We start from the raw sequence: 21,463 nt of genomic DNA on the forward strand, positions 1-21,463 counted from the left end.
AAGATCACCGGTCGACCGCCGGTAACCCCACAGAAAGGCTGCCATTACAGGATCCAAACGTAGGTCGGCGCCCTATTTTGCCAACTTCGCTCGGATTGGGGATCCCAGGTCACTGCCGACACGGAAAAGAACCCTCTTATCGGTCTCCCCAACGAGCACATCGTGGGCTTAACTTATGTGCCATGACCTCCCCCCGCTCCACTTATGGTGGCGGCTACTACTCCGCCTCCTTCCCGGACACCCCGATCTACGACTCCCTCGTCGCCGAGCGGGGCACCCCGCAGATCGCTCCGATCCGGGTCCCCGCCGCCTACGACACGGGCAGCAACCTGCCCGCCCTGCCGTCGGCACTGCCCGCCCTCCCGGCGGCCCCCTCCCCGCAGGTCCCCGCCTACGGTTACCCGCAGACGCCGCAGCCCGCACCGCTGCAGCAGGCGCCCACCGCCTACATCCCGCAGCAGGCGAGCGCCCCGCGGGGTTACCCCGGCCCGCAGGCCCAGCAGCCCCAGCGCCCGATGGGGACGGGCACGGGATACGAGGCCATGCGCCCGGCCTCGCCGCGGCCCGGTCCTGCTCCCTACCAGGACCCGTACAACAACCAGCAGTACCGCGGCTACTGATCGGCGTCCCCTCGCGCTGTCGGTGCCACCTGGCACGATGGCGTCATGGGACACGCCGAGGTGCAGTCGATCCACATTCATCCGGTCAAGGCGTTCCGGGGATTTGCGCCCCGGGAGGCTGTGGTGGAGCCCTGGGGGCTGACCGGGGACCGACGCTGGACACTGATCGACGACGGGGGAAAGGTCGTCACACAGCGCGAGCAGCCGCGCCTCGCGCTGGCCGCCGCCGAGCTTCTGACCGGCGGCGGCGTCCGTCTGTCCGCACCCGGCCGAACGCCGTTGACGGTGCCGGTGCCCCAGCCGGCCGGGACCATGCCGGTGAGTGTGTTCGGCACCAAAGTGGAGGCGGTCCCGGCCACGGCGCAGGCGCATGCCTGGTGCAGCGACTATCTCGGCGCGGACGTCCGCCTGGTGCACATGGACGATCCGGCCACCCGTCGCCCCGTCGACCCCGCGTACGCCCTGCCCGGTGAGACGGTGAGCTTCGCCGACGGCTATCCCCTGCTGGTCGCCACGGCGGCCTCCCTCGACGCCCTCAACTCCTGGCTGGCGGAAGGCGCTCACGCCCACGAGGGCCCGCTGCCGATGAACCGCTTCCGGCCCAATCTCGTCATCGCAGGCACCGAGCCCTGGGCCGAGGACCACTGGTCACGGATCGCGGTCGGCGAGGTGCTCTTCCGCGTCGCGAAGCCGAGCGGCCGGTGCGTGGTCACCACCGTCGACCAGGACACCGCCGTACGCGGCCGGGAACCCCTGCTCACCCTGGCCCGCCACCGCAAGATCGGCTCGAAGCTGGTCTTCGGCCAGAACCTGGTCCCGCTCTCGCCCGGCACGATCAGGCTGGGGGACCGGGTCCGGGTGCTGGAGTGACCCGGGGAAAGTCCGCACGAGGCGGGAACCGCAACCGGGTTCCGGTCGTTGAGAGAGCATGAGAAACGCATGAGAAGCCGCGTGCGTGACCGTCCGCGGCGGACGTGATGTCGCTCTCTCTTGCCCCGGGGCGCGGACGCTCACCCGCGCCGGGGGGCTATGACGGAGCGAAGGGGGGTGGGGACCATGCGGGCCATCACCGGCTTGTGGCGCTGGCGGCGCAATCCGCTGCGCCGCGCGACAGACCTGACCGAGGCATGGGTGGCCCTCGTGGCGCTGGTGCTGATCGCCGTGGCCGCGCCCGTGACGGGCTGCCTGGTCGGCGCCGTCGCCCAGGACTGCCTGCAGCGCTCCGTGCGCGAGCAGCAGCACACACGCCACCTCGTCAGGGCCACCGTCGTGCGTGACCTGGGGGACGCCCCACTGGAGGCCGATCCCGACACCACCACGGCGCGCGAGGTCCGTCACCGTGTCCTCGCCGACTGGACCGCGCCGGACGGCACGCTTGAGCACGGCGCGACCCTGGCGAGCCTCAAGTCCCCGCACCCGGGCGACCACTTCAGCCTCTGGACGGACCCGCACGGCCGAATAACCACCCGGCCGCTGGATTCTCCCACCGCGACGACGCACGCGGTGCTGGCCGGCCTCGGCACGGCCCTGCTGATCGCGGGCCTGGTCGAGAGCGCCCGGCGGGTGGCGGTCTGGCGCATGGTCCGCCGGCGGTACGCACGCTGGGACCAGGCCTGGGACCGTGCGGGCCCGGACTGGGGCAAGGCGGGCACCGGCAGCTGACGGGCCGACGGCTCTGGTCAACCCACCCTGCACGCACACGCTACGGTGGACCATCCGAGACGCTTTCGGCGACAACCCGCGGAGCAACGAGCCGCAGGGGCACGCAGGTTTTCGGGAGCGTGAACGCGCACGGACCCCAGGGTCGGGCACGACAGCGCTCCCGGCACCGGCGGCACGGCCCCGTGCGGGAGCGAGCCATCAGGTACGACGAGGTGGGGGCACAGCAACGCCATGGCACAGGGCACGGTCCAGGTGACGCACACCGGTACGTCGCGGTGGCGGCGCCGCACGGGTGAGTACCCTTCGCTCGCCGCCGCCCTGGAGGCCGCCGCCGACGGCGACGTCCTCACCATCGCCCCGGGCACCTACCGGGAGAATCTCGTCGTCCAGCGGGCGGTGACGCTCCGCGGCCCCGAGGGCTCCCCCGGCTCGGTGCGGATCGCACCCGTGGACGGGGTGCCGCTGACCGTGCGGGCCTCGGCCGTGGTGCAGGACCTGCACGTGGAGGGCCAGGACTCGGCGGCACCGGCGCTGCTGGTCGAGGAGGGCACGCCCGAGCTGCGGGACGTACGGATCGTCACCCGGTCCGCCGCCGGCATCGAGGTGCGCGGCGGCGCCCGCCCGACCGTGCGCCGTTGCACCGTGGACAACCCCGCGGGCATCGGCATCGCGGTCCTCGACGGCGGCAGCGGGGTGTTCGAGGAGTGCGAGGTCGTCGCGGCCGGGCAGGCGGGCGTGGCCGTGCGGGGCGGCGGCCACCCGCGGCTGGAGCGCTGCCGCGTGCACCACGCCTCCGGCACCGGACTGAGCGCGACCGGGGAGAACTCCGCGCTGGAGGCGGTGGGTTGCGAGATCTACGAGGTCCGCGGCTCCGGTGTGCAGGTCACCCAGCGCGCCACCGCCCACCTGACCGACTGCGATGTGCACCGCACCACCGCGGACGGCGTCACGATGGACACCGACGCGGTGCTCACGCTCGCCGACTGCCGCATCCATGACATCCCCGAGAACGCGGTCGATCTGCGCTCCCGCTCGGTGCTGACACTGACCCGGACAACGGTCCGTCAGTTCGGGCGCAACGGCCTGTCGGTGTGGGACCCGGGCACCCGGGTGGACGCCAACCAGTGCGAGATCTTCGACAGCACCGGCGACTATCCGGCGGTGTGGGTGAGCGACGGCGCCACGGCCGTGCTGGACTCCTGCCGGGTGCACGACGTACCCGACGCACTGTTCGTGCTGGACCGCGGCTCGCGCGCGGACGTCGTCGACAGTGATCTGTCCCAGGTGCGCAACACGGCGGTGTCGGTGAGCGACGGGGCGACCGCCCAGCTCGACGACTGCCGGATCCGGGAGGCGGCGACCGGCGCGTGGTTCCGCGACCACGGCAGCGGCGGCACCCTGAACAACTGCACCCTGGACGGCACCCAGACCGGTGTGATCGTCACCAAGGGCGCCGACCCGACCATCGAGCGCTGCACGGTCGAGTCCCCTGCCGAGGCCGGCTTCTACGTCTCCGCGGGCGGTCGCGGCAGCTTCCTGAACTGCCGGGTGAGCGGCAGCGGCGGCTACGGATTCCATGTGATCGACGGCTGCCGGTCGACCCTGCGCAAGTGCCGTACGGAGCGGTGTGCGCGCGGTGGTTACGAATTCGCCGACGCGGGGCCGGACGCGGGATCCGGGTCGGGCCCGGTGGTCGAGGACTGCACCAGCGACGAGAGCGGGGGGCTGCGGCCGCCGTCGGCGCGCGAGACCGCCGTACAGACGGTGACGCACTCGGCCGGGCTGCTCGGCTCGATCCCCGGGCAGCGCACCACGGAGCAGGAGCCGCTGATCGCCGCCGCGGAACCGGTCGAGCCGGTACGGACGTCGAAGGACGTGCTCGGGGAACTCGACGCGCTGGTCGGTCTGGAGAGCGTCAAGCGCGAGGTGCGGGCGCTGACCGACATGATCGAGGTGGGCCGGCGCCGGCAGCAGGCGGGACTGAAGGCGGCCTCGGTCAAACGGCACCTGGTCTTCACCGGCTCCCCCGGCACCGGCAAGACGACGGTGGCCCGGCTCTACGGCGAGATCCTCGCCTCGCTCGGGGTGCTGGAGAAGGGACACCTGGTCGAGGTCTCCCGGGTCGATCTGGTCGGCGAGCACATCGGCTCCACGGCGATCCGCACCCAGGAGGCCTTCCAACGGGCGCACGGCGGTGTGCTGTTCATCGACGAGGCGTACGCGCTGTCGCCGCAGGACGCCGGGCGGGACTTCGGCAAGGAGGCCATCGACACCCTGGTGAAGCTGATGGAGGACCACCGGGACGCGGTGGTGGTGATCGTCGCCGGGTACACGGCGGAGATGGAGCGCTTCCTGTCCGTCAACCCCGGTGTCGCCTCCCGCTTCTCGCGCACCATCACCTTCGGCGACTACGGCCCCGACGAGCTGCTGCGGATCGTGGAGCAGCAGGCCGACGAGCACGAGTACCGGCTGGCGGCGGGCGCGTCCGAGGCGCTGCTGAAGTACTTCACGGCGATCCCCAAGGGGCCCGCGTTCGGCAATGGCCGCACCGCCCGGCAGACGTTCGAGGCGATGGTGGAGCGGCACGCCGGCCGGGTCGCCCAGCTCGCGGACCCGAGCACCGACGATCTGACCTTGCTGTACGCGCAGGACCTGCCGGAAATCGCGTGACAGCCTCGCCGACCGCCGTCCCCGGAGGATTCCGTATGAAGGCGCTGACGACCCTTGCCCGGCTCTACGTGGAGGACCTGGACGCGGCGCTGCCGGCGCTTATTGATCACGAGCGTTGTTGACACCGGCCGGTCCTAGCCCGCGTCGGCCCGGTGTTCCGCCGGTTCCGCCGGTACCGGGCGTTGCCCGGGCAGTTCCGGCCGCAACCGGCTGAGCAGACGGAGGCGTTCCTCGGCGAATGCCGGGTCGGCCTGGTAGTCGGAGTGGCCGAGGATGGGCGCCGGGAGGGGATGGTCCGGCGTACGGCCGTAGGCGAGCGGGTCCTGCAAGGGCGTGTGGTCGACCTCGGGGGCGGTGTCGTCGGGGATGCGCACGGGGCCGCCGATGGGGTCGGTGCGGCGGTACAGGTTGCCCCAGCAGGCGACGTCGCGGTGCAGGGAGGCGAGCGCGGGCGGTCCGAAGTGGGCTGGGAACCAACGGCCGTAGAGACGCTCGAGCGGGCAGCCGTAGGTCAGCAGGGCGATGCGTTTGCGGGTCGCCGGGGCCAGCTGCCAGGCGGCGGCCGCGGCCAGCACACTGCCCTGGGAGTGGCCGGAGAGGACCAGCCGGCCCCCGGTGCGCGCTGTCCAGGTGGCCATCCGCCAGGTCAGGTCCGGCACCGCCCGCTCGGCGTAGCACGGGGGTGCGAACGGGTGGGCGGCGCGCGGCCAGAAGGTGCCCACGTCCCACAGGATGCCGATGGTGCGCCGTGCGGCGGCGTCCTTGTAGGCGCGCCGGCCCCAGGTGACGAACAGCAGGAAGCCGAACCCGACCAGCCAGGAGCCCAGCGCCTGAGAGGTCTCGGCGACGGCCTGCAGGACGTCGTAGCTGCGGTCGGCCGCCGCGTCGGGTGTCTTTCCGGTGGCGATGGCACCGGCCAGCGCCGCCGCGCCGAGCAGGAAGGTGGTGGCCGTGAGCACGGCGACGACGAGAGGAGCACGGTCGGTGAGGGTGGCCATGGCCCGGACGTGGGCGATGGTGCGGGTACGACCCGCGTCCTCGGGTTCGCCGGGATGCTCGTGGCGGATGCGTGCGCGTTCGGCGCGGGCGAGCCGGGCGGTGCCGGTCCCGAGCCGCACGGCGAGCAGCAGCAGGACCGCAAGGACCGGCGGGATCGTGGAGGCCTGCCAGGTCAGCAGCACGGGCGGCCCGGCGGGCAGGGTGCCGGTGCCGTCCAGCCAGCCCGCGACGCGCTGCGCGACGCCGCCGGACATCACGCCGCCGAGCGCGCACGCGAGCAGTGCGACGGCGGGCCCGCCGAGACCGCGCATCCCGGCGCGCCGGTCGGGATCGCGGCGGTGCAGGTCCCGGGCCACGACGGCGAGGGCGATCACGAGCAGCCCCTGAGCCAGCATCAGGGCGCCGAAGGCCGGGTCGCCGGGCAGCCGCCCGGTGGAGTGCCAGCCGGGCCGGGACCAGCCGGTGTAGAGCGCGGTGAGCAGCAGCAGGCCGAGCGCGCCGAGCGGCAGTCGGCGTACGAGGTGCCGGTCGAGCCGTTGGTCGAGGAGGTTCTCACTGCGGCCTCGGCGACAGACGACGCCCACCGCGACGGCCGCCGAGGCCAGTAGCGCCGCGGTCAGCAGCCAGCTCAGGACGTTCAGGGCCGCGGGGCCGCCGGGCCGGTGGTCGAAACGGGCCGCCGGGGTCGCGACGGCGGCGGCCACCGTCAGCAGACCGGCCGCGGTGTGCGCGGCGCGCAGCCGGGCCACGATCCGACGCCCGTACCAGAAGCCGGGCCTGGCCAGCGCGTCGGCGTCGGTCTCCGGCTCGGGTTCGCGGTCCATCGGCCGGTGCGACTCGTACGCGCTCCAGGTACGGCGCGAGAGGTACCAGAGCAGGACGACCAGCGCGGCCGGAACCAGCGCGGCGAGGGCGAGGCGGCGGCCGGGCAGGCTCCACCAGCCGCCGCCCACGCCCGGCGCGGCGGCGGAGAAGGTCAGCCAGGAGTGGCGCCGGGCGCAGTCGTGGACACCCGCGCACTGCCAGGCCACCAGGTCCAGGGCCACCTCGCAGGCGGCGGCCACCAGCAGGATCGTCAGGGTGAGGGCGGTCAGGCGGACCAGGAGTCCGTACAGGCGGATGACGCGGGGCCGGCCGGCCGCGGCGGGGCGCATCCAGTGAGCGAGGTTGACCACCATGAACGGCAGCAGTAACAGCCACAGGGCGCGGCTGCTGTCGCCGGAGGTCAGGTTGCACCAGACATAGGCCTCCTGCACCGGCTCGCTGCGGGGGGCCTTTGCGGGCTCGGCGTCCGCCGCGCGCCGGAAGACGGCGGCCGTGTCGTCGCCGGTGATCCGCACGGTGCGCGGGTCGCCGAGCATCTTCTCGGGCGTGGTGCCGCCGACCCCGTGCACGAGCAGTTCCAGCTCGCTCTCGGATCCGGCACCGGTGCCGGACCGGTCGGGGCCCGACGCGGCGCCCCCGCCGGACCGGTCGGTCTCCGGCTCGAGCGCCCCGTCCGCCCGGTCGGTGCCCGGCTCGCCGGGCCCGTCCGTCTGCCGCCCTGTGGAGCGGTGCTGTGCGCGTTCCACCCTTGTCGCACCCCCGTGACGCGCCCTGAGGACTGTGCCGCTGCGGGTTCAGGATCCCGGCTGCACCGGCACCGTGCACCGCTCGTCACGGAATCTCCCCGATCCGGGTGACGGCGGCCGGGACGGCTGTGGCACCAATGGCATGTGCGCGTCGTGACAGGCGGGTGGCGCAACCCGTACCGACCCGTGAAAAGATGGGACGCCCGCGCACCTCCGGTCCTATGGAATCTCCTGGTCGGAGCCGGTGCGCCGGGCATGTCGGACCGTTGGCGGCGAAAGGACCGGAGCGTACGTGAGTGAGAATCAGAACCTCCTCGCGGAGCAGCGCCGCGCCCTGATCCTGGACGAGGTCCGGCGCCGGGGCGGTGTGCGGGTCAACGAACTGACCCGCAAGCTCGGCGTGTCGGACATGACCGTGCGCCGTGACCTGGACGCGCTGGCCCGCCAGGGCATGCTGGAGAAGGTGCACGGGGGCGCGGTGCCGGTGGTCGAGGCCAGCACCCATGAGCCGGGGTTCGAAGCCAAGTCGGGTCTGGAGCTGACCGCCAAGGAGGACATCGCGCGGGCCGCCGCCCGGCTGGTCACCCCGGGCACGGCGATCGCCCTGTCCGGCGGCACGACGACGTACGCGCTCGCGCAGCACCTGCTGGAGGTGCCCGACCTGACGGTCGTGACGAACTCGGTGCGGGTCGCGGACGTCTTCCATGCCGCGCAGCGCACCTCGGGCCAGCGCCAGGGCGCGGCCACGGTGGTGCTGACCGGCGGCGTGCGCACCCCGTCGGACTCGCTGGTGGGTCCGGTCGCCGACCAGGCGATCGCCGCCCTCCACTTCGATCTGCTCTTCCTGGGCGTGCACGGCATATCGCTCGAGGCGGGGCTGTCCACACCGAATCTGGCGGAGGCCGAGACCAACCGCCGGCTGGTGCACTCCGCGCGCCGGGTCGTGGTGGTCGCCGACCACACCAAGTGGGGCACGGTGGGCCTCAGTTCGTTCGCCGCGCTGGAGCAGGTGGACACGCTCGTCACCGATGCCGGTCTGCCGGCCGAGGCGCGTGCGGAGGTCTCCGAGCACCTGGCACGGCTGATCGTGGCGGGGGAACCCGAAACGGACGAGGACATCTGACGGTGCGTCAACTAGGCTGACCGCCAACGCCCCGCTTCCGCACGGGACTTCACGAGGGGTTCGCCGTCATGGCTCAGCGTCTGCGCCCGGTCGGGCCGGAGTTCGTCGACAACGCGCCCGTGCGGTTCGTGTTCACCCGGGACATGGCCGCCGCTCCCGAGGCGGTCTTCCACGCCCTCGCCGAGGACGTGCCCGGCTGGCCGGAGTGGTTCTCGGCGGTGGCCTCCGCCCGGCCGGTCGAGGGCGGGCGCGAGGTACGGCTGCGGGGCGGGATCCGCTTCCAGGAGACGGTACTGGTGGCGAAGGCACCCGAGGTGTACGCCTATCGGGTCGACACGACGAACACTCCGGGCGCCCGCGCATGGGTCGAGGAGTGGCGGCTGCTCCCCTCCGGGACGGGAACCCGGGTGCGGATGACCTTCGCCCTCGACGGCACCGCCCCCTTCCGCCAGGTGTGCCGGCTCGTCCGGCCGGGTACCGGCCAGGCGTTCCGGAACGCGGTCGCGGCGCTGGACCGGCGCCTTTCCTGACCCGTTCGCGGGCTCAGTCCGGCCATACCCCCGTCGTCAGCAGCGTCTCGATCGCCGCCGCGTACGGCGTGACGTCCAGGCCCTGCTCCGTAAGCCAGGCGTCGGAGTAGTACTTGTCGAGGTAGCGGTCGCCCGGGTCGCACAGCAGCGTGACGACGCTGCCCCGCCGGCCCTCGGCGACCATCTCGGAGACGATCTTCAGCGCGCTCCACAGCCCGGTGCCCGTGGAACCGCCCGCCTTGCGGCCGATGGCGCGTTCCAGGGCGCGTACGGCGGCGACGCTGGCCGCGTCCGGGACCTTCATCATCCGGTCGATCGCGCCGGGCACGAAGCTCGGCTCCATGCGTGGCCTGCCGATGCCCTCGATCCGGGAGCCGCAGTCACAGGTGACGTCCGGATCGCCGGTGGTCCAGCCGTCGAAGAAGCAGGAGTTGTCCGGGTCGGCGACGCAGATGCGGGTGTCGTACTGCATGTAGTGGACGTAGCGGGCGAGCGTCGCCGAGGTGCCCCCGGTGCCCGCCGTCGCGACGATCCACGCGGGCTCCGGGAACCGCTCCAACTCCAGCTGGCGGAAGATGGATTCGGCGATGTTGTTGTTGCCGCGCCAGTCGGTGGCCCGCTCGGCGTAGGTGAACTGGTCCATGTAGTGGCCGCCGGTCTCCACCGCGAGGCGGGCCGACTCCTCGTACATCTTCCGGGAGTCGTCCACGAAGTGACATCGGCCGCCGTGGAACTCGATGAGGCGGCACTTCTCGGCGCTGGTCGTGCGCGGCATGACCGCGATGAAGGGCACGCCGATCAGCTTGGCGAAGTAGGCCTCGGAGACGGCGGTGGAGCCGCTGGACGCCTCGATGACCGGGCGGTCGGGGCGGATCCAGCCATTGCACAGGCCGTAGAGGAACAGGGAGCGGGCGAGGCGGTGCTTGAGACTGCCGGTGGGATGCGTCGACTCGTCCTTGAGGTAGAGGTCGATGCCCCACCGCTCGGGGAGCGGGAAGCGCAGGAGGTGCGTGTCCGCCGATCGGTTGGCGTCGGCCTGGACCTTGCGCACGGCCTCTTTCAGCCAGTCGCGGTAGGCAGCATCGCTGCGGTCGACGTCGAGGGTGGCGCCGGTCCTGGTCCGGTGGGTGGTGCTCACGGCGGTGCTCCTTACGCTGGACGCCGACGGCGCCCGACGCGGCCGGCACCTCGAGCATAGGCATCTTTCGCACCGCTTCCCACCTGCATAAACGCATCTTTGAGCCAGCCAAAGCCGCCCTGGGGTTGCGGGCGGGGGAGGCGCCCGGGGGCGCATTGGCGGGAGTGCTCCGGGAGCCCGCCGTACGCGCCCCGCGTGTACTGGTGCTCCGAGCCGCATCGGGGCAGACTGCACGCGTTGGGACGATCGTCCCGAACGGGGGCGCACACTGAAACGCGGAAGCACAGGCGCAAGGGGGCGGCGAAGGATGGCGGAGCCGGAGTTCACGGCCAAGGGTGTGCGGATCGGCACACGACTGCGTTCGCTCACGCGGGCCGGGCAGGTCCGGATCAACGACGGCCGGCTGGAGTTGCTCAACAGCTACGGCAGCGAGATCGACAGTGCGCCGGTCCAGGCCGTGCGGGCGTCCAAGCCGTGGTTCGCGGCGGACGACCGGGCACTGGCCGACCTCAACGGCAACCGGTACCTGCTGACGCTGGGCGAGCACGACCCCGCCCCCGGGGAGCCGGGGCCGCCCGCGGCGCGACGTTTCATCGAGGCCGTGCGGCGGGCCGCCGGACGCGGCGGCTGACGGTCGCAGGGCGGCCCGGCCGAGGAACACACGGGCACATCGGTGGTCGTATCCGCCGAGCGGCGGCCCCTCGCGGCGAGTTGCGGGACCGCATCCGCCCTGTCACGCTGTTCTCACGTCACTCTGGGTTTACCGGCGATAACGCTGCGAACCAGCCCGCCGGTCATGACAGCAGGCGGACGTTTGGACGCAAGCACCCTGCTGGATCCGTTGTTCTCCGTGTTCTTCCGGTCCGTCAGGACCTCTACACCGGGGAGTCACAGCAGTGATCAGTCATCCGAGCAGGCACTGCACGGTGGAGCTCCAGGCTCTGCCGTCGCGGATCGGCCAGGTCCGCAGAATCGTATCTGCACAGTTGCGCTACTGGCACATGGACCCGTTGATCGACGGAGCCGCGCTCGGTGTGACGGAGCTGCTGAGCAACGTCCACCGGCATGCCAGGCCCGACAAGTCGTGCACGGTCGAGCTGGAGCTGCTGCCGGACCGGCTCACGGTCTCGGTGCACGACAGCGATCCGCGGCTGCCGGTGCCGCCCGACACCGCGGACACGCCGGACGCCGGCCCGCTGGCCACCTGCGGACGGGGGCTGGCGATGGTGGCCGCGGTGAGCGAGAGCTGGGGCGCGCGGCCGGACGGCGACAAGGGCAAGGTCGTGTGGTTCACGCTGCCCGCGCCGACACCGACCCGGACCCCTCCGCACGCCGTGCCACGCCGTACGGCACAGTCACGGCCCACGCCGGAATCCGCTGCCGTAGGGGCCGGCGTGCCGGTCACGGTGGCGACGACGACCGTCATCCCCCGGACTCCCGTGACGGCAGGGGCTCCTGTCGGCGCAGGGGTCCCGGTGACGGCAGGAGCCCCGGCCGGTGCCGGTGCTCCGGTCGGCGCCGGTGCTCCGGTCGCGAGCGCGCCTCATGCCGCCACCCCAACTCCCTCTCCCGTCCGCTCTCCCTCTCCCACCTCCGCTCCCGCTCCCGCCGTGGCACACGCCTCCGTCGCGGCCGGGGCGCAGGCTCCCGCCCGGTCGGCCGTTCCCGGCTGACCGGGCGGTGACCTCTCCGCCACGACAGCGGGCGGTGGCCAACCCGGTACGACGGCCGCGTCGGCCGCCCATCCCCACGCCGTGGCGGTGGCCCGCAGTACGCCCAGGCGGGCCGCCCAAAGGCGAACGCGGCACCGTTCGTGCCGTCGAAGGCCTGCACCGGAACCCGGCCGAGGGAGGCGTCGAGGCCCCCAGTCCGCCCACTGTCATGAGGTGCGGGCAGTACGCCCACTGTCATGGGGTGCGGGGCGGGGCCCGGGCGGCCCGAGAAATGCCGTGGTCGCGGCCGGGTTCCGACCAGCCGCGGGCGGCCCGGACGGTGAGGCTCCCGCGCCGGCCGTCGGTGCTGGTCGAACGTGCGGTGTCGCCGCGGGTCTCAGATGCTGCCGGTCGGCCTGGGACCGGGTGAGCGCCGTGCCGTCGGTGCCGAGGTCGCGCAAGGAGCCGGCGACCATGCCGAGGAGGGACGGACGAGCGCGGCCGTGTCGTCCGCGGTCAATGCCCTTCCCCCGTCGTCGACTTGAGCGACCGCGCCCGGGTCCGAACGCGGTGTCCACCCGGGGCAGCCGCTGCTGGGCCGGGGCGAACCGGGGGCCGAGTCCGCTGCCGCCGCCCGCCGCGCAGGGCGTTGCGCCGGGCGAGGCCGGCGGTGACCCCGCGCAGCCGGTCGAGCAGACCGCCGAGCGGTCGTACGAGGATGGTCGCGGCGACCGGGCCGAGAACCGCGCGCGCCGCCGGGCCGGCATCGCGCCGAGGCCTGTCGGCCAAACCGTACGGACGGGGTGACGAGCACGCCGCCGAGGAGCGCGACGGGCACGAACCCGCCCAGGACACGGCACAGTGCCCGGGATCGCGCGCGGGCGGCAGACGCCCGAGGTGTCCCCGGCCGGCTCGCACGGGGCGGCCGGCGGCGCGGTGCGTCTGCACCAGGTGGAGCGCCTGGACTACGAAGCCTCCGGCCGCGGCGCGCCACCCTCATGCACGGCGCGGCCGGCCTCGACACGCTCGCCTCCGGCCGCTTACGGCGGCGCCGCCGCCGTACTTCCGCACCGCTCCGGCCACGCGGGCGGCGGCCCGCGGTGCGGTCGTCGCGGTCATGCCGCGCCACCCTTGCCCGTACGGCCGAACTGCTCCTCCAGGACGGACAGGCGGCGCCAGTACTCGTCCTCGTCGATCTCGCCGGAGGCGAAGCGGCGGCCGAGGACCGCGAGCGGCGAGTCACCGGCCGGGCGGCCCGCGTCGACGGGGCGCCAGGGGCCGCCCCGGCCACGCCACGCGGTGCGCCGCAGGAAGGTGACGGCGCCGATCACGACGGCCGCCCAGATCAGCGGGAAGAACAGGATCCACGGGCCGGGTCCGCCGTGCCAGCTGGCCAGGGTCTGCATCTTGGGTCATCTCCCTTGTCGTTCTCGTCGCCCCCTGTCTCCGGGGATGCCACGAGACTCCCTCCGGGAAGGGGTCCGGGTCGTCGTGCGGGCGGCGGCACCGCGTGTACCTCCCGGGGAGTACGGCCGGGGCGGCGCGGTGCTCCACGAGGGCTGGCGGATTGTAACTACTAGTATGTACATTGAGCGCATGAGCACCTCGGAACGACTGATCGAGTCCACACGCGAGCTGCTGTGGGAGCGCGGTTACGTGGGTACCAGCCCGAAGGCGATCCTGGAGCACGCGGGCGCGGGCCAGGGCAGCATGTACCACCACTTCAAGGGCAAGCCGGACCTCGCCCTGGCGGCGATCAGACGGACCGCCGAGGAGTTGCGCGCCACCGCCGAGCGCGTCCTCGCCGGGCCGGGCACACCGTACGAGCGCATCGAGGCGTATCTGCGGCGCGAGCGCGATGTCCTGCGCGGCTGCCCGGTCGGCCGGCTGACGATGGACCCGGACGTGATCGCCAGCGACGAACTGCGCGCGCCGGTGGACGAGACGATCGCCTGGATCCGGCACCGGATCGCGGAGATCGTCGAAGAGGGCAAGCGGCAGGGGCAGTTCGCACCTTCGCTGGACGGCGAGGAGATCGGCGCGGCGGTCCTCGCGACCGTCCAGGGCGGCTATGTACTCGCCCGCGCCTCGGGCTCCCCCGCCGCGTTCGACGCGGGAGTACGCGGCCTCCTCTCCCTTCTCGCGCCCTCGACTCCCGGACAGCGGCGGTGACGTGTCCGGCATCCGCAGTGGCCCGCGTACAGGAATGACCACCCCGTAGACCGGACCGGCCCGGAAGGGACCCACGACATGCACGCCATGCAGTACGAGTTCACCCTGCCCGCGGACTACGACCCGGGGATCATCCGCTCCCGTGTCGCCCGCGTCGGGCATCTGCTGGACGGCTGGGACGGCCTCGGCGTCAAGACGTACCTGCTGCGCGAGCGCGGGGTGCTCGGCTCGCCCGTGAACCAGTACGCGCCGTTCTACCTCTGGAACACCGTGGAGGGCATGAACAGCTTCCTGTGGGGAGAGGGCGCCTTCGAGCGGACTGTCGCAGACTTCGGGCGGCCGGCGGTACGGCAGTGGACGGGCCTGGCGTTCGAGGAGGGCACCGCGACCCGGTGCGCGCCCGCGTTCGCCGTGCGCAGACGCCAACCTGTGCCGCAGGGCGTGGAGTTGGCGGCCTTCATGGCGGACGCGACGGGCGAGACGGAGCGGCTGGCCGCCGAGGACGGCGCGGTGCTGGCGGCGGCTGCCGTGGACACGCACGCATGGGAGCTGGTGCACTTCTCGCTCTGGGAGCAGGACGTCCCCAAGGCCGCGGGGGACGTCTTCCAGGTGCTGCATCTGTCCGCGCCCGGCAGGAACCGGCTGCCGCGGGGACGGCAGTGGTGAGCCGCGTCCGCACGGTCCTCGGCGACGTCGCGCCCGGGGAGCTGGGCGTGTGCGACGCTCACGACCACCTCTTCCTGAGCAGCCCTAAGTTCCGCGGCCAGGAACTCGAGGACGCCGCGGCGGCCCGGGCCGAGCTGATGGCGTTCCGGGCGGCAGGCGGGGCGGCTGTGGTGCAGTGGACGCCGTACGGCATGGGACGGCGGGCGGCGGACCTGCCGGTGCTGTCCCGGGCCACGGGCGTGACGCTGGTGTGCGCCACCGGGCTGCACCAAGCGGTCCACTACGCACCGGAGTTGCTCGACGCGTTGCACGGCCGGCTGGCCGAGGTCTTCGTGTCCGAACTGACCGACGGCATCGGTACGACGGGGGTGCGGGCCGGGCTGATCAAGGTGGCGGGCGGCTTCCACGCCGTCGACGCCCACGCCCGCTGGACGATGACGGCGGCCGCCGAGGCCCACCACGCCACCGGCGCCCCCATCGCCGTGCACCTCGAGCTGGGCACCGGCGCACTGGACGTACTCGACCTGTTGTGCGGCGAGTTGGGTGTGCCCGGCGACCGGGTGATCCTCGGCCATCTGAACCGCTCCCCCGACCCGGTCACGCAGCGGGAGGCGGCCGGTGCCGGCTGCTGGCTGGCCTTCGACGGGCCTTCCCGCGCCCAGCACGCCACCGACTGGCGGATGCCGCAGTCCGTGCGGGACCTGGCCGAGGCGGGCTTCGGCGACCGGCTGCTGCTCGGCGGTGACACCGTGCTCGCCGGGGCTCGCTCGGTCGACGGCGGGCCCGGGATGCCGTACCTGCTGCGCCGGGTGCGGCCGCGACTGGTGGCGGAGTTGGGTGCGGAGTTGGTGGACCGGATCCTCAGCGAGCATCCGGGGCGGGCGTTCGGGGCCGAGTGGGGATGAGCCGGGACCGTGCACGGTTCGGGGCCGGGCGCGGGGATCACCGGGGCAGGCAGAATGGGCCACGGGATGACCTTGCAGCCCTGGCTGCCCGGGTTCACCCGCGGCGGCGGACGGCTGGGTCGTGCCCGGCAGCGTGCTGGGCGATGAGCGGCGTGTGCCCGGTGCGCGCTCCCGCCGGGCTTCGGTGAGGCGGTGGGGGCGGCGACACCGCGCACGGTTGCGATCCTGCCGTTGGTGACGTCGAACGTCACGGCCCCGATGGTCTGGTGTCCGACCACGAAGCGGATGGCGGGGCGCCGTTGGCGAGCGCGTCGTGGACGTTCACCGTGGGATGCGCGTCACCGTCGGCCGCGCCCAGGCCCGCGAGCAGGCGCAGCCCGTCCTCGGCGGGGCTGCCGGGAGCCGCGGACAGCACCAGCAGCTCCATGCCCGATTCGTCCGGTAGTGCAAAGTTCTCCTGGTGCAGTTCCAGCAGTCCGACGAGCGGGTGCCGGTACGCCTTGCGTCCATGTGTGCGGGCGCGCACGTCCGCGCGGGCCCAGAGGCGGCGGAAGCGCTCGCTGCCCATCGCCAGCTCACCGATGAGCGAGGCCAGGCGGGGGTCCTCGGGGTACTTGCCGGCGGCCAGACGCAGGTGCCCGACCACGTCGAGGGTGCACTTCTCCCAGTCCGCGTAGAGGCCGCGCTCGGCCTCCTCGAGGAAGATGTGCCGGGCGGTGTTCAGGCCCGGCACCGGCCGGCCGTACAGGAGCCCGGCGAGGCGGTTCCCGGCGAGCACGTCCAGGCGGTGGTCCATGATCAGCGCGGGTGCGTCGGCGACCAGGCCGAGGACGCGCAGCAGCTCCGGCCGGACCCGCCCGCCCGGTGCCTTTGCGCGGCGGCGGCGCTGCCGGGCGAGCCGGTAGAGGTGGCTGCGTTCGGTCTCGTCGAGGCCGAGGACACGGCCGAGCGCGTCGAGGACCTGCTCGGAGGGCTGGGTCGCGCGGCCCTGCTCCAGGCGTACGTAGTAGTCGACGCTGACTCCGGACAGGTGCGCGACCTCTTCGCGGCGTAGCCCTTCGACCCGGCGGCGGCTGTCGGTGGGGATGCCGACGGCCGCCGGGTCGACTCGCGAACGCCGGGTCCGCAGGAAGCCCGCAAGATCGTCCATGCCGCCAGTATGGCCTCGGTGGAGCCCGTGAAGGTGGCCCTGCCAGTACCAGGAAGTCCCGTCCGACGGAAGAGGCGCCCCTGAACGCCGGGCGCCGCGGCGCCGAGGATCGAAGGCACCCGATCCCAAGGAGTTCCCATGAAGACGCTGATCGTCTACGCCCACCCGGAGCCCAGGTCGCTCAACAACGCGCTGAAGGACCTCGCGGTGTCCACACTGGAGAGCGCCGGGCACGAGGTACGGGTGAGCGATCTGTACGCGATGAACTGGAAGGCGGTCGTGGACGCCGCGGACTACGGCCCCGACGCCTCAAGTCCGCTCAGGGTCGCCCTGGACTCGGGCCGGGCCTTCGACGCCGGGACACTCACCCCGGACGTCCGCGCCGAGCAGGAGAAGCTGCTGTGGGCGGACACGGTCATCTTCCAGTTCCCGCTGTGGTGGTACACGATGCCCGCGATCCTCAAGGGCTGGGTGGACCGGGTGTTCACCTACCACTTCGCGTACGGCGTCGGCGAGCACAGCGACACCAGGTACGGCGAGCGTTTCGGCGAAGGCACCCTCGCGGGCAGGAAGGCTCTGCTGTCGGTGACCGCCGGCGGCCCGCGGTCGCATTACGCCGCTCGCGGTATCAACGGCCCCATCGACGATCTGCTGTTCCCGATCCACCACGGCATCCTCTACTACCCGGGCATCGAGGTGCTGCCGCCGTTCGTGCTGTACGGCACCGACCGGTTGACCGGCGAGGACTACCCGGACGTCGCCAAGGCCTGGGAACAGCGCCTGCTCACCCTCGAGTCGACCGAGCCGATCGCGTTCCGGCGGCAGAACTTCGGCGACTACGAGATCCCCTCGCTGCAGCTGAAGGAGGGGCTGGAGCCCGCGGGCCGCACGGGCTTCGGGCTGCACGTGCGCGGCTGACCGCCGACGACGGACAGGACGAGCCGGGGCGCCAGCCCTAAGAGCAGCCCGAGGTTCATGGCGGCGGCGGTGGCCGCCGCCATGATCAGGACAGGGTTGACATGGAGCCCTCAACTCGCTTTAACTCAATAACTATGGATGTAGATAAATGTGATTCACCGTCACCGATCGGATTCCGTCTCGATCCAGGGTCGGGAGTACCCACCTACTTGCAACTGGTCCAGCAGGTGGAGCAGGCGGTACGGCTCGGATATCTGCGGCAGGGCGATCAGCTGCCGAGGGTCAAGGACGTCGTCGCCGGCTTGGCGATCAACCCGAACACGGTGTTGAAGGCCTACCGGGAGCTGGAACACCGAGGCCTGGTGGCCGGCCGGCGGGGAGTCGGGACGTTCGTCGAGGGCACCGTGGAGCGTGTGGGCCTGCGGGAACAGGCAGCCCTGCACAAGAGCCTGCTGGTCTGGATGCGCACGGCGAGCGAGGCCGGGCTGGACGAGGAGGGCATGAGTGCCCTGTTCACCGCAGCCCTGCACGATCTGCGGAAGAGCCGTGCAGGCCGTGCGGACGAGGAAGGCGGCAACGGCCGGGCGGGGGTGGGCGCATGAGCACAGGCCTGGCGATGGAAACAGCCGGACTCGGCAAGCGCTACGGCCGCACGTGGGCCCTGCGGGACTGCTCGCTGGCGGTTCCGGCCGGGCACGTGGTCGGACTGGTCGGCGCGAACGGTGCGGGCAAGACAACACTGTTGAGCCTGGCCGTCGGCCTGGCCACGGCGACGACCGGGCAGGTGCGGGTGGCAGGCGGCAGGCCCGCCGGGTCGGCTGCCGCGCTTGACGCAGTCGCCTTCGTGGCCCAGGAGGCAGCGCTCTACCGCAACCTGTCCGTGGCCGACATGCTGCGGATGGGGCGCGGCATGAACCGGCGATGGGATGCCGACCGCGCCCAGGACCGCCTGAGGGAACTGGGCATTCCCGTGGCGAAGAAGGTCGGCGCCCTGTCCGGCGGCCAGCGCTCACAGGTGGCGCTGACCCTGGCGCTCGCCAAACGCCCGGAACTGCTGGTCCTGGACGAGCCGTTGGCCGCGCTGGATCCGGTCGCGCGCCACGACTTCATGGCGGCGTTGATGACGGCCGTGTCGCAGGACGGCATCTCGGTGGTGTTCTCCTCCCACGTCGTCTCGGAGCTGGAGCGGGTGTGCGATTACGTCGTCGTCGTACACGGCGGCCGCATCCAGGTCTGCGGTGAGGTCGAGGACCTGGTGGCCGAGCATTGCGTCCTGACCGGTCCCGCCGAACAGGCCGAGACCGTCGTGCAGCGCTTCCCGGTCGTCCAGGACCGGCGCGCTGCCGCCCAGGCGCACCTGCTGGCCCGTGCCCCCGCTTCGTCGGCCGCGCCCGCGGGCTGGCAACGGCACCCGGTCGGCCTGGAGGAACTGCTGCTGGCCTACATGCGCGAGCCCTCGGCCTCGGTCCTGCCCGGCCCGCAACCCCTACACGGCGAACAGGTGGTCCACTGATGGCGATGACCGATGCTCCGTCCCTGGCCCGGGACCGCGCGCTGCCCCGGCTCGGCCTGGCCTGGGTGACCTGGCGCCAGCACCGGTTCGCCGTCTACGGCCTGCTGGGGATGCTGGCCTGCTTCGCCGTACTGATGGTGGCGGGAGGCATGCAGGCACGTTCGACCTACGGACAACTGGGGCTGGCCCAGTGCACGTCCTACTCCGCCGGCCGCTGCCAGCACCTCGCCGACGACCTGTTCACCTCGTACGGGACGAAGTGGCCCTTCTTGTTCCTCCTTCTGCTGCCGGGGGCGTTCGGTGCCTTCCTCGGAGGGCCCCTGATCGCACGGGAGCTGGAGACGGGCACCTACCGGTTCGCCTGGACCCAGGCGGCCGGGCGCACCCGCTGGCTGCTGACCAAGCTGTTTCTGATCGCCCTGGTACTGGTCGCCGTGACGGCAGGCTTCAGTGCCCTGTACTCGTGGTACAACGCCCCGCTGGACCACGTCCTGCCCGTCGGATTCGGCGACTATCTCGGCTTCGAGCTGGAGGGGATCGCCTTCCCGGTCCAGACGCTGCTGGCATTCGCGGCGGGGGTCTTCGCCGGCCTGCTCGTCCGCCGCACCATGGTCGCGGTCGGTGCGGTCTTCCTCGGCTTCTTCGGCCTGCTCATGGCGACCGTGTTCAAGCTCCGCCGGCACTACATGACGCCGCTGACCACCTTCCACAAGCCTGGCCCACGTGACTGGGTGGTCGGCACGGCATACACGGACCCCACCGGTCACCCGCTCAGTGACTCCCAGAGCCACAGCCTGTACATGAAGTACGTGGCACAGCTCCCATCCGGCAACGGGCTTCCCTCGGTTCCCTACAGGGACTGGCTCCAGGCCCGGCACTACACCATCGTGACGAGCTACCAGCCCTCCGCCCGCTTCTGGTCCTTCCAGTTCATCGAGGCGGCCTGGATGGGCCTGCTCGCCCTTCTCCTCGCCATCGCCAGCGTCTGGTTGGTCCGCCGCAGGACCGACTGACCCGGCGCCCGGACGCTCGCCCCTGCGCACCGCGTCTGCGCCCGCCTCTGAAGTCCTCGAACCGGACGACCCGCCGTCAGGCACGGCGAGACCGCCGGACCTCGCACACCACCCACTCCGGGCTTCAGTATGGGAGGCGGAAACCGCCTGCACCGGCACCAGGAGGAGACGAGACACCCATGGCACTGGAGATGCGCGATCGCTGCGAGCGCTGTACGACCGCCGAGTTGCCGGCGGACGGCCAGGCTCTCATCTGCTCGTACGAGTGCACGTTCTGCGTGGCGTGCGGCGAGGCCATGGCAGGTGTCTGCCCCAACTGCGGTGGCGAACTGCTCGCCCGGCCCCGTCGCGTTCCCGCCGCCGGCTGAGACGGGGAGGACCGGCCTCTGCCGCTCGCCGCCACGGCGTTCGGTGGAGACCGGTCGAGGGCGACGACGGCTCGAAACGGCGGCGGACGACAGGGGCCAGGTAGTCGACGAGCGGCCCCGTGAGGTCTTCCAGGCCGGCCCGTGAGGTCTTCCAGGTCGGCCGGTGAGGCGATCAGCTCGATACGGTCGAACTCGGGATCGCGGCCGAGCGATGTCTCCGTGCGGACCAGCCGGGCGTACCGCTCGCGCAGCTCCCGCTCCGGACGCGGCGGGGCCAGGAACATGACGCCGCCGCCCCGGGCCCTCGGGTGGTCAGCCACAGGGTCAGGGCGTCGTCGGTGGTGTCCGAGCCGGTCTCCTCGGCCGGCTCCCTGGTGGCCTGCTCACGCAGCCCGGGGCAGGTCCAACTCCCGCTCCTGCGCAGCGGGTTCCACGGTGCGGTACCCCCGGGAAGCTGCCGGCGGCCCGGAGCCGCGGTCGAGGACGACATCCGGCCCACCAGCAGACGCCCGTCGTCGCAGGGCTGCAGCACACAGACAAACACAGACGCGTACACCGGCGCGTCCGGGAGCCCGCGCAGTGCCCGGAACCGGTAGGTGGCCCGCGCCCAGTACAGCACCAGGCCGTCCGCCCCGTACCGGGCCGGCCGGGTGAGGGCGGCAACCGGGCCGTCGAAGAGCGCCGGGTTGGCCCGTACCGCCTCCTCGCAGGCGCGGTCCATCTCCACGCGGTGCCCCGGCGACAGCTCCGGCAGGGCCGTCTCCACGAGGCGGATGCGCCCAGCGGTCGGCTT

At 72.5% G+C, this 21,463-nt stretch carries 21 protein-coding genes and 1 pseudogene; 17 read left to right on the forward strand and 5 right to left on the reverse strand.

The window, feature by feature from the left end; translation table 11 throughout:
- Positions 1–182 precede the first annotated feature (182 nt).
- From GQF42_RS06815 to GQF42_RS46890, 5 genes are all read left to right on the forward strand, one after another.
- Positions 183–620 (forward strand): DUF6643 family protein, encoded by a 438-nt coding sequence (locus tag GQF42_RS06815; RefSeq protein WP_158918603.1) that lies wholly within the window; start codon positions 183–185, stop codon positions 618–620.
- 45 nt (positions 621–665) lie between these two features.
- Positions 666–1,490, forward strand: coding sequence for an MOSC domain-containing protein (locus GQF42_RS06820; protein ID WP_158918605.1), 825 nt, complete (start codon positions 666–668; stop codon positions 1,488–1,490).
- A gap of 186 nt (positions 1,491–1,676) precedes the next feature.
- Positions 1,677–2,282 (forward strand): Rv1733c family protein, encoded by a 606-nt coding sequence (locus GQF42_RS06825; RefSeq protein WP_158918607.1) that lies wholly within the window; start codon positions 1,677–1,679, stop codon positions 2,280–2,282.
- Positions 2,283–2,513: 231 nt separating this feature from the next.
- Positions 2,514–4,952 (forward strand): right-handed parallel beta-helix repeat-containing protein, encoded by a 2,439-nt coding sequence (locus GQF42_RS06830; protein ID WP_158918609.1) that lies wholly within the window; start codon positions 2,514–2,516, stop codon positions 4,950–4,952.
- Positions 4,949–5,074 carry a hypothetical protein gene (locus tag GQF42_RS46890; protein ID WP_267906130.1) on the forward strand — a complete coding sequence of 42 codons (126 nt, stop codon included), beginning with the start codon at positions 4,949–4,951 and terminating at the stop codon, positions 5,072–5,074. Before GQF42_RS06830 ends, GQF42_RS46890 begins: the two co-directional genes overlap by 4 nt.
- Positions 5,075–5,086: 12 nt before the next feature.
- On the opposite strand, the gene GQF42_RS06835 is transcribed toward GQF42_RS46890, so the two are convergent.
- Positions 5,087–7,357: a hypothetical protein gene (locus GQF42_RS06835; RefSeq protein WP_158929861.1), complete on the reverse strand. Its 2,271-nt coding sequence runs from the start codon at positions 7,355–7,357 to the stop codon at positions 5,087–5,089.
- A gap of 457 nt (positions 7,358–7,814) precedes the next feature.
- On the opposite strand from GQF42_RS06835, the gene GQF42_RS06840 reads away from it, so the two are divergent.
- Together GQF42_RS06840 and GQF42_RS06845 are read left to right on the forward strand one after the other, a co-directional pair.
- Positions 7,815–8,645, forward strand: a complete 831-nt coding sequence (locus GQF42_RS06840; RefSeq protein WP_158918611.1) for a DeoR/GlpR family DNA-binding transcription regulator — start codon at positions 7,815–7,817, stop codon at positions 8,643–8,645.
- A 68-nt stretch (positions 8,646–8,713) separates the two neighbouring features.
- Entirely contained in the window at positions 8,714–9,175 is a 462-nt protein-coding gene (locus tag GQF42_RS06845) for an SRPBCC family protein (RefSeq protein ID WP_158918613.1), read from the forward strand.
- 13 nt (positions 9,176–9,188) lie between these two features.
- Here GQF42_RS06845 and cds1 read toward each other — a convergent pair whose 3' ends face one another.
- Entirely contained in the window at positions 9,189–10,313 is a 1,125-nt protein-coding gene (cds1, locus tag GQF42_RS06850) for an L-cysteine desulfhydrase Cds1 (protein WP_158918615.1), read from the reverse strand.
- A 307-nt stretch (positions 10,314–10,620) separates the two neighbouring features.
- Here cds1 and GQF42_RS06855 point away from each other — a divergent pair, with 307 nt between their 5' ends.
- Positions 10,621–10,944 carry a hypothetical protein gene (locus tag GQF42_RS06855; protein WP_158918617.1) on the forward strand — a complete coding sequence of 108 codons (324 nt, stop codon included), beginning with the start codon at positions 10,621–10,623 and terminating at the stop codon, positions 10,942–10,944.
- A gap of 265 nt (positions 10,945–11,209) precedes the next feature.
- Positions 11,210–11,704 (forward strand): annotated as a pseudogene (locus tag GQF42_RS45710) (ATP-binding protein); the annotation flags it as partial.
- A 1,376-nt stretch (positions 11,705–13,080) separates the two neighbouring features.
- On the opposite strand, the gene GQF42_RS06865 reads toward GQF42_RS45710, so the two are convergent.
- Positions 13,081–13,371, reverse strand: a complete 291-nt coding sequence (locus GQF42_RS06865; protein ID WP_158918620.1) for an SHOCT domain-containing protein — start codon at positions 13,369–13,371, stop codon at positions 13,081–13,083.
- A gap of 190 nt (positions 13,372–13,561) precedes the next feature.
- Here GQF42_RS06865 and GQF42_RS06870 point away from each other — a divergent pair, with 190 nt between their 5' ends.
- The 3 genes from GQF42_RS06870 to GQF42_RS06880 all read left to right on the forward strand — a co-directional run bounded on the left by GQF42_RS06870 (position 13,562) and on the right by GQF42_RS06880 (position 15,708).
- Positions 13,562–14,137, forward strand: coding sequence for a TetR/AcrR family transcriptional regulator (locus tag GQF42_RS06870; RefSeq protein ID WP_233273271.1), 576 nt, complete (start codon positions 13,562–13,564; stop codon positions 14,135–14,137).
- Between the two features lie 78 nt (positions 14,138–14,215).
- Positions 14,216–14,803: a DUF4865 family protein gene (locus GQF42_RS06875; RefSeq protein WP_158918624.1), complete on the forward strand. Its 588-nt coding sequence runs from the start codon at positions 14,216–14,218 to the stop codon at positions 14,801–14,803.
- Positions 14,800–15,708 carry a phosphotriesterase family protein gene (locus GQF42_RS06880; RefSeq protein WP_158918626.1) on the forward strand — a complete coding sequence of 303 codons (909 nt, stop codon included), beginning with the start codon at positions 14,800–14,802 and terminating at the stop codon, positions 15,706–15,708. The genes GQF42_RS06875 and GQF42_RS06880 overlap by 4 nt, the downstream gene beginning before the upstream one ends.
- 247 nt (positions 15,709–15,955) lie before the next feature.
- Here GQF42_RS06880 and GQF42_RS06885 read toward each other — a convergent pair whose 3' ends face one another.
- Positions 15,956–16,858: a helix-turn-helix transcriptional regulator gene (locus GQF42_RS06885; RefSeq protein ID WP_233273272.1), complete on the reverse strand. Its 903-nt coding sequence runs from the start codon at positions 16,856–16,858 to the stop codon at positions 15,956–15,958.
- A gap of 138 nt (positions 16,859–16,996) precedes the next feature.
- Between GQF42_RS06885 and GQF42_RS06890 the strand changes: the two genes are divergently transcribed.
- From GQF42_RS06890 to GQF42_RS06910, 5 genes are all read left to right on the forward strand, one after another.
- Entirely contained in the window at positions 16,997–17,776 is a 780-nt protein-coding gene (locus GQF42_RS06890) for an NAD(P)H-dependent oxidoreductase (protein WP_158918628.1), read from the forward strand.
- Positions 17,777–17,985: 209 nt separating this feature from the next.
- Positions 17,986–18,378 carry a GntR family transcriptional regulator gene (locus GQF42_RS06895; protein ID WP_325100306.1) on the forward strand — a complete coding sequence of 131 codons (393 nt, stop codon included), beginning with the start codon at positions 17,986–17,988 and terminating at the stop codon, positions 18,376–18,378.
- The gene (locus tag GQF42_RS06900) at positions 18,375–19,289 is read left to right on the forward strand and encodes an ABC transporter ATP-binding protein (RefSeq protein WP_158918632.1); all 915 of its coding nucleotides are present in this window, start codon (positions 18,375–18,377) and stop codon (positions 19,287–19,289) included. Before GQF42_RS06895 ends, GQF42_RS06900 begins: the two co-directional genes overlap by 4 nt.
- Before the next feature lie 5 nt (positions 19,290–19,294).
- Positions 19,295–20,302 (forward strand): hypothetical protein, encoded by a 1,008-nt coding sequence (locus tag GQF42_RS06905; RefSeq protein WP_158918634.1) that lies wholly within the window; start codon positions 19,295–19,297, stop codon positions 20,300–20,302.
- Between the two features lie 179 nt (positions 20,303–20,481).
- A complete protein-coding gene (locus GQF42_RS06910; protein ID WP_158918636.1) occupies positions 20,482–20,670 on the forward strand; it encodes a DUF1272 domain-containing protein in 189 nt (62 codons plus the stop codon).
- 172 nt (positions 20,671–20,842) lie between these two features.
- Here the strand turns inward: GQF42_RS06910 and GQF42_RS06915 are convergent, their stop codons facing one another.
- Positions 20,843–21,436 (reverse strand): NUDIX hydrolase, encoded by a 594-nt coding sequence (locus GQF42_RS06915; RefSeq protein ID WP_199272593.1) that lies wholly within the window; start codon positions 21,434–21,436, stop codon positions 20,843–20,845.
- Between the last annotated feature and the right edge of the window lie 27 nt (positions 21,437–21,463).

This window comes from Streptomyces broussonetiae, from assembly GCF_009796285.1.
Classification (GTDB): domain Bacteria; phylum Actinomycetota; class Actinomycetes; order Streptomycetales; family Streptomycetaceae; genus Streptomyces; species Streptomyces broussonetiae.

Bases quoted from the DNA above. Each gene is read 5' to 3' on its own strand.
- GQF42_RS06890 (WP_158918628.1), top strand. From the start codon at position 16,997: ATGAAGACGCTGATCGTCTACGCCCACCCGGAGCCCAGGTCGCTCAAC.
- GQF42_RS06900 (WP_158918632.1), top strand. From the start codon at position 18,375: ATGAGCACAGGCCTGGCGATGGAAACAGCCGGACTCGGCAAGCGCTAC.
- GQF42_RS06845 (WP_158918613.1), top strand. From the start codon at position 8,714: ATGGCTCAGCGTCTGCGCCCGGTCGGGCCGGAGTTCGTCGACAACGCG.
- GQF42_RS06905 (WP_158918634.1), top strand. From the start codon at position 19,295: ATGACCGATGCTCCGTCCCTGGCCCGGGACCGCGCGCTGCCCCGGCTC.
- GQF42_RS06875 (WP_158918624.1), top strand. From the start codon at position 14,216: ATGCACGCCATGCAGTACGAGTTCACCCTGCCCGCGGACTACGACCCG.
- GQF42_RS06825 (WP_158918607.1), top strand. From the start codon at position 1,677: ATGCGGGCCATCACCGGCTTGTGGCGCTGGCGGCGCAATCCGCTGCGC.
- GQF42_RS06830 (WP_158918609.1), top strand. From the start codon at position 2,514: ATGGCACAGGGCACGGTCCAGGTGACGCACACCGGTACGTCGCGGTGG.
- GQF42_RS06910 (WP_158918636.1), top strand. From the start codon at position 20,482: ATGGCACTGGAGATGCGCGATCGCTGCGAGCGCTGTACGACCGCCGAG.
- GQF42_RS06855 (WP_158918617.1), top strand. From the start codon at position 10,621: ATGGCGGAGCCGGAGTTCACGGCCAAGGGTGTGCGGATCGGCACACGA.
- GQF42_RS06885 (WP_233273272.1), bottom strand. From the start codon at position 16,858: ATGGACGATCTTGCGGGCTTCCTGCGGACCCGGCGTTCGCGAGTCGAC.
- GQF42_RS06815 (WP_158918603.1), top strand. From the start codon at position 183: ATGACCTCCCCCCGCTCCACTTATGGTGGCGGCTACTACTCCGCCTCC.
- GQF42_RS06865 (WP_158918620.1), bottom strand. From the start codon at position 13,371: ATGCAGACCCTGGCCAGCTGGCACGGCGGACCCGGCCCGTGGATCCTG.
- GQF42_RS06870 (WP_233273271.1), top strand. From the start codon at position 13,562: ATGAGCACCTCGGAACGACTGATCGAGTCCACACGCGAGCTGCTGTGG.
- GQF42_RS06820 (WP_158918605.1), top strand. From the start codon at position 666: ATGGGACACGCCGAGGTGCAGTCGATCCACATTCATCCGGTCAAGGCG.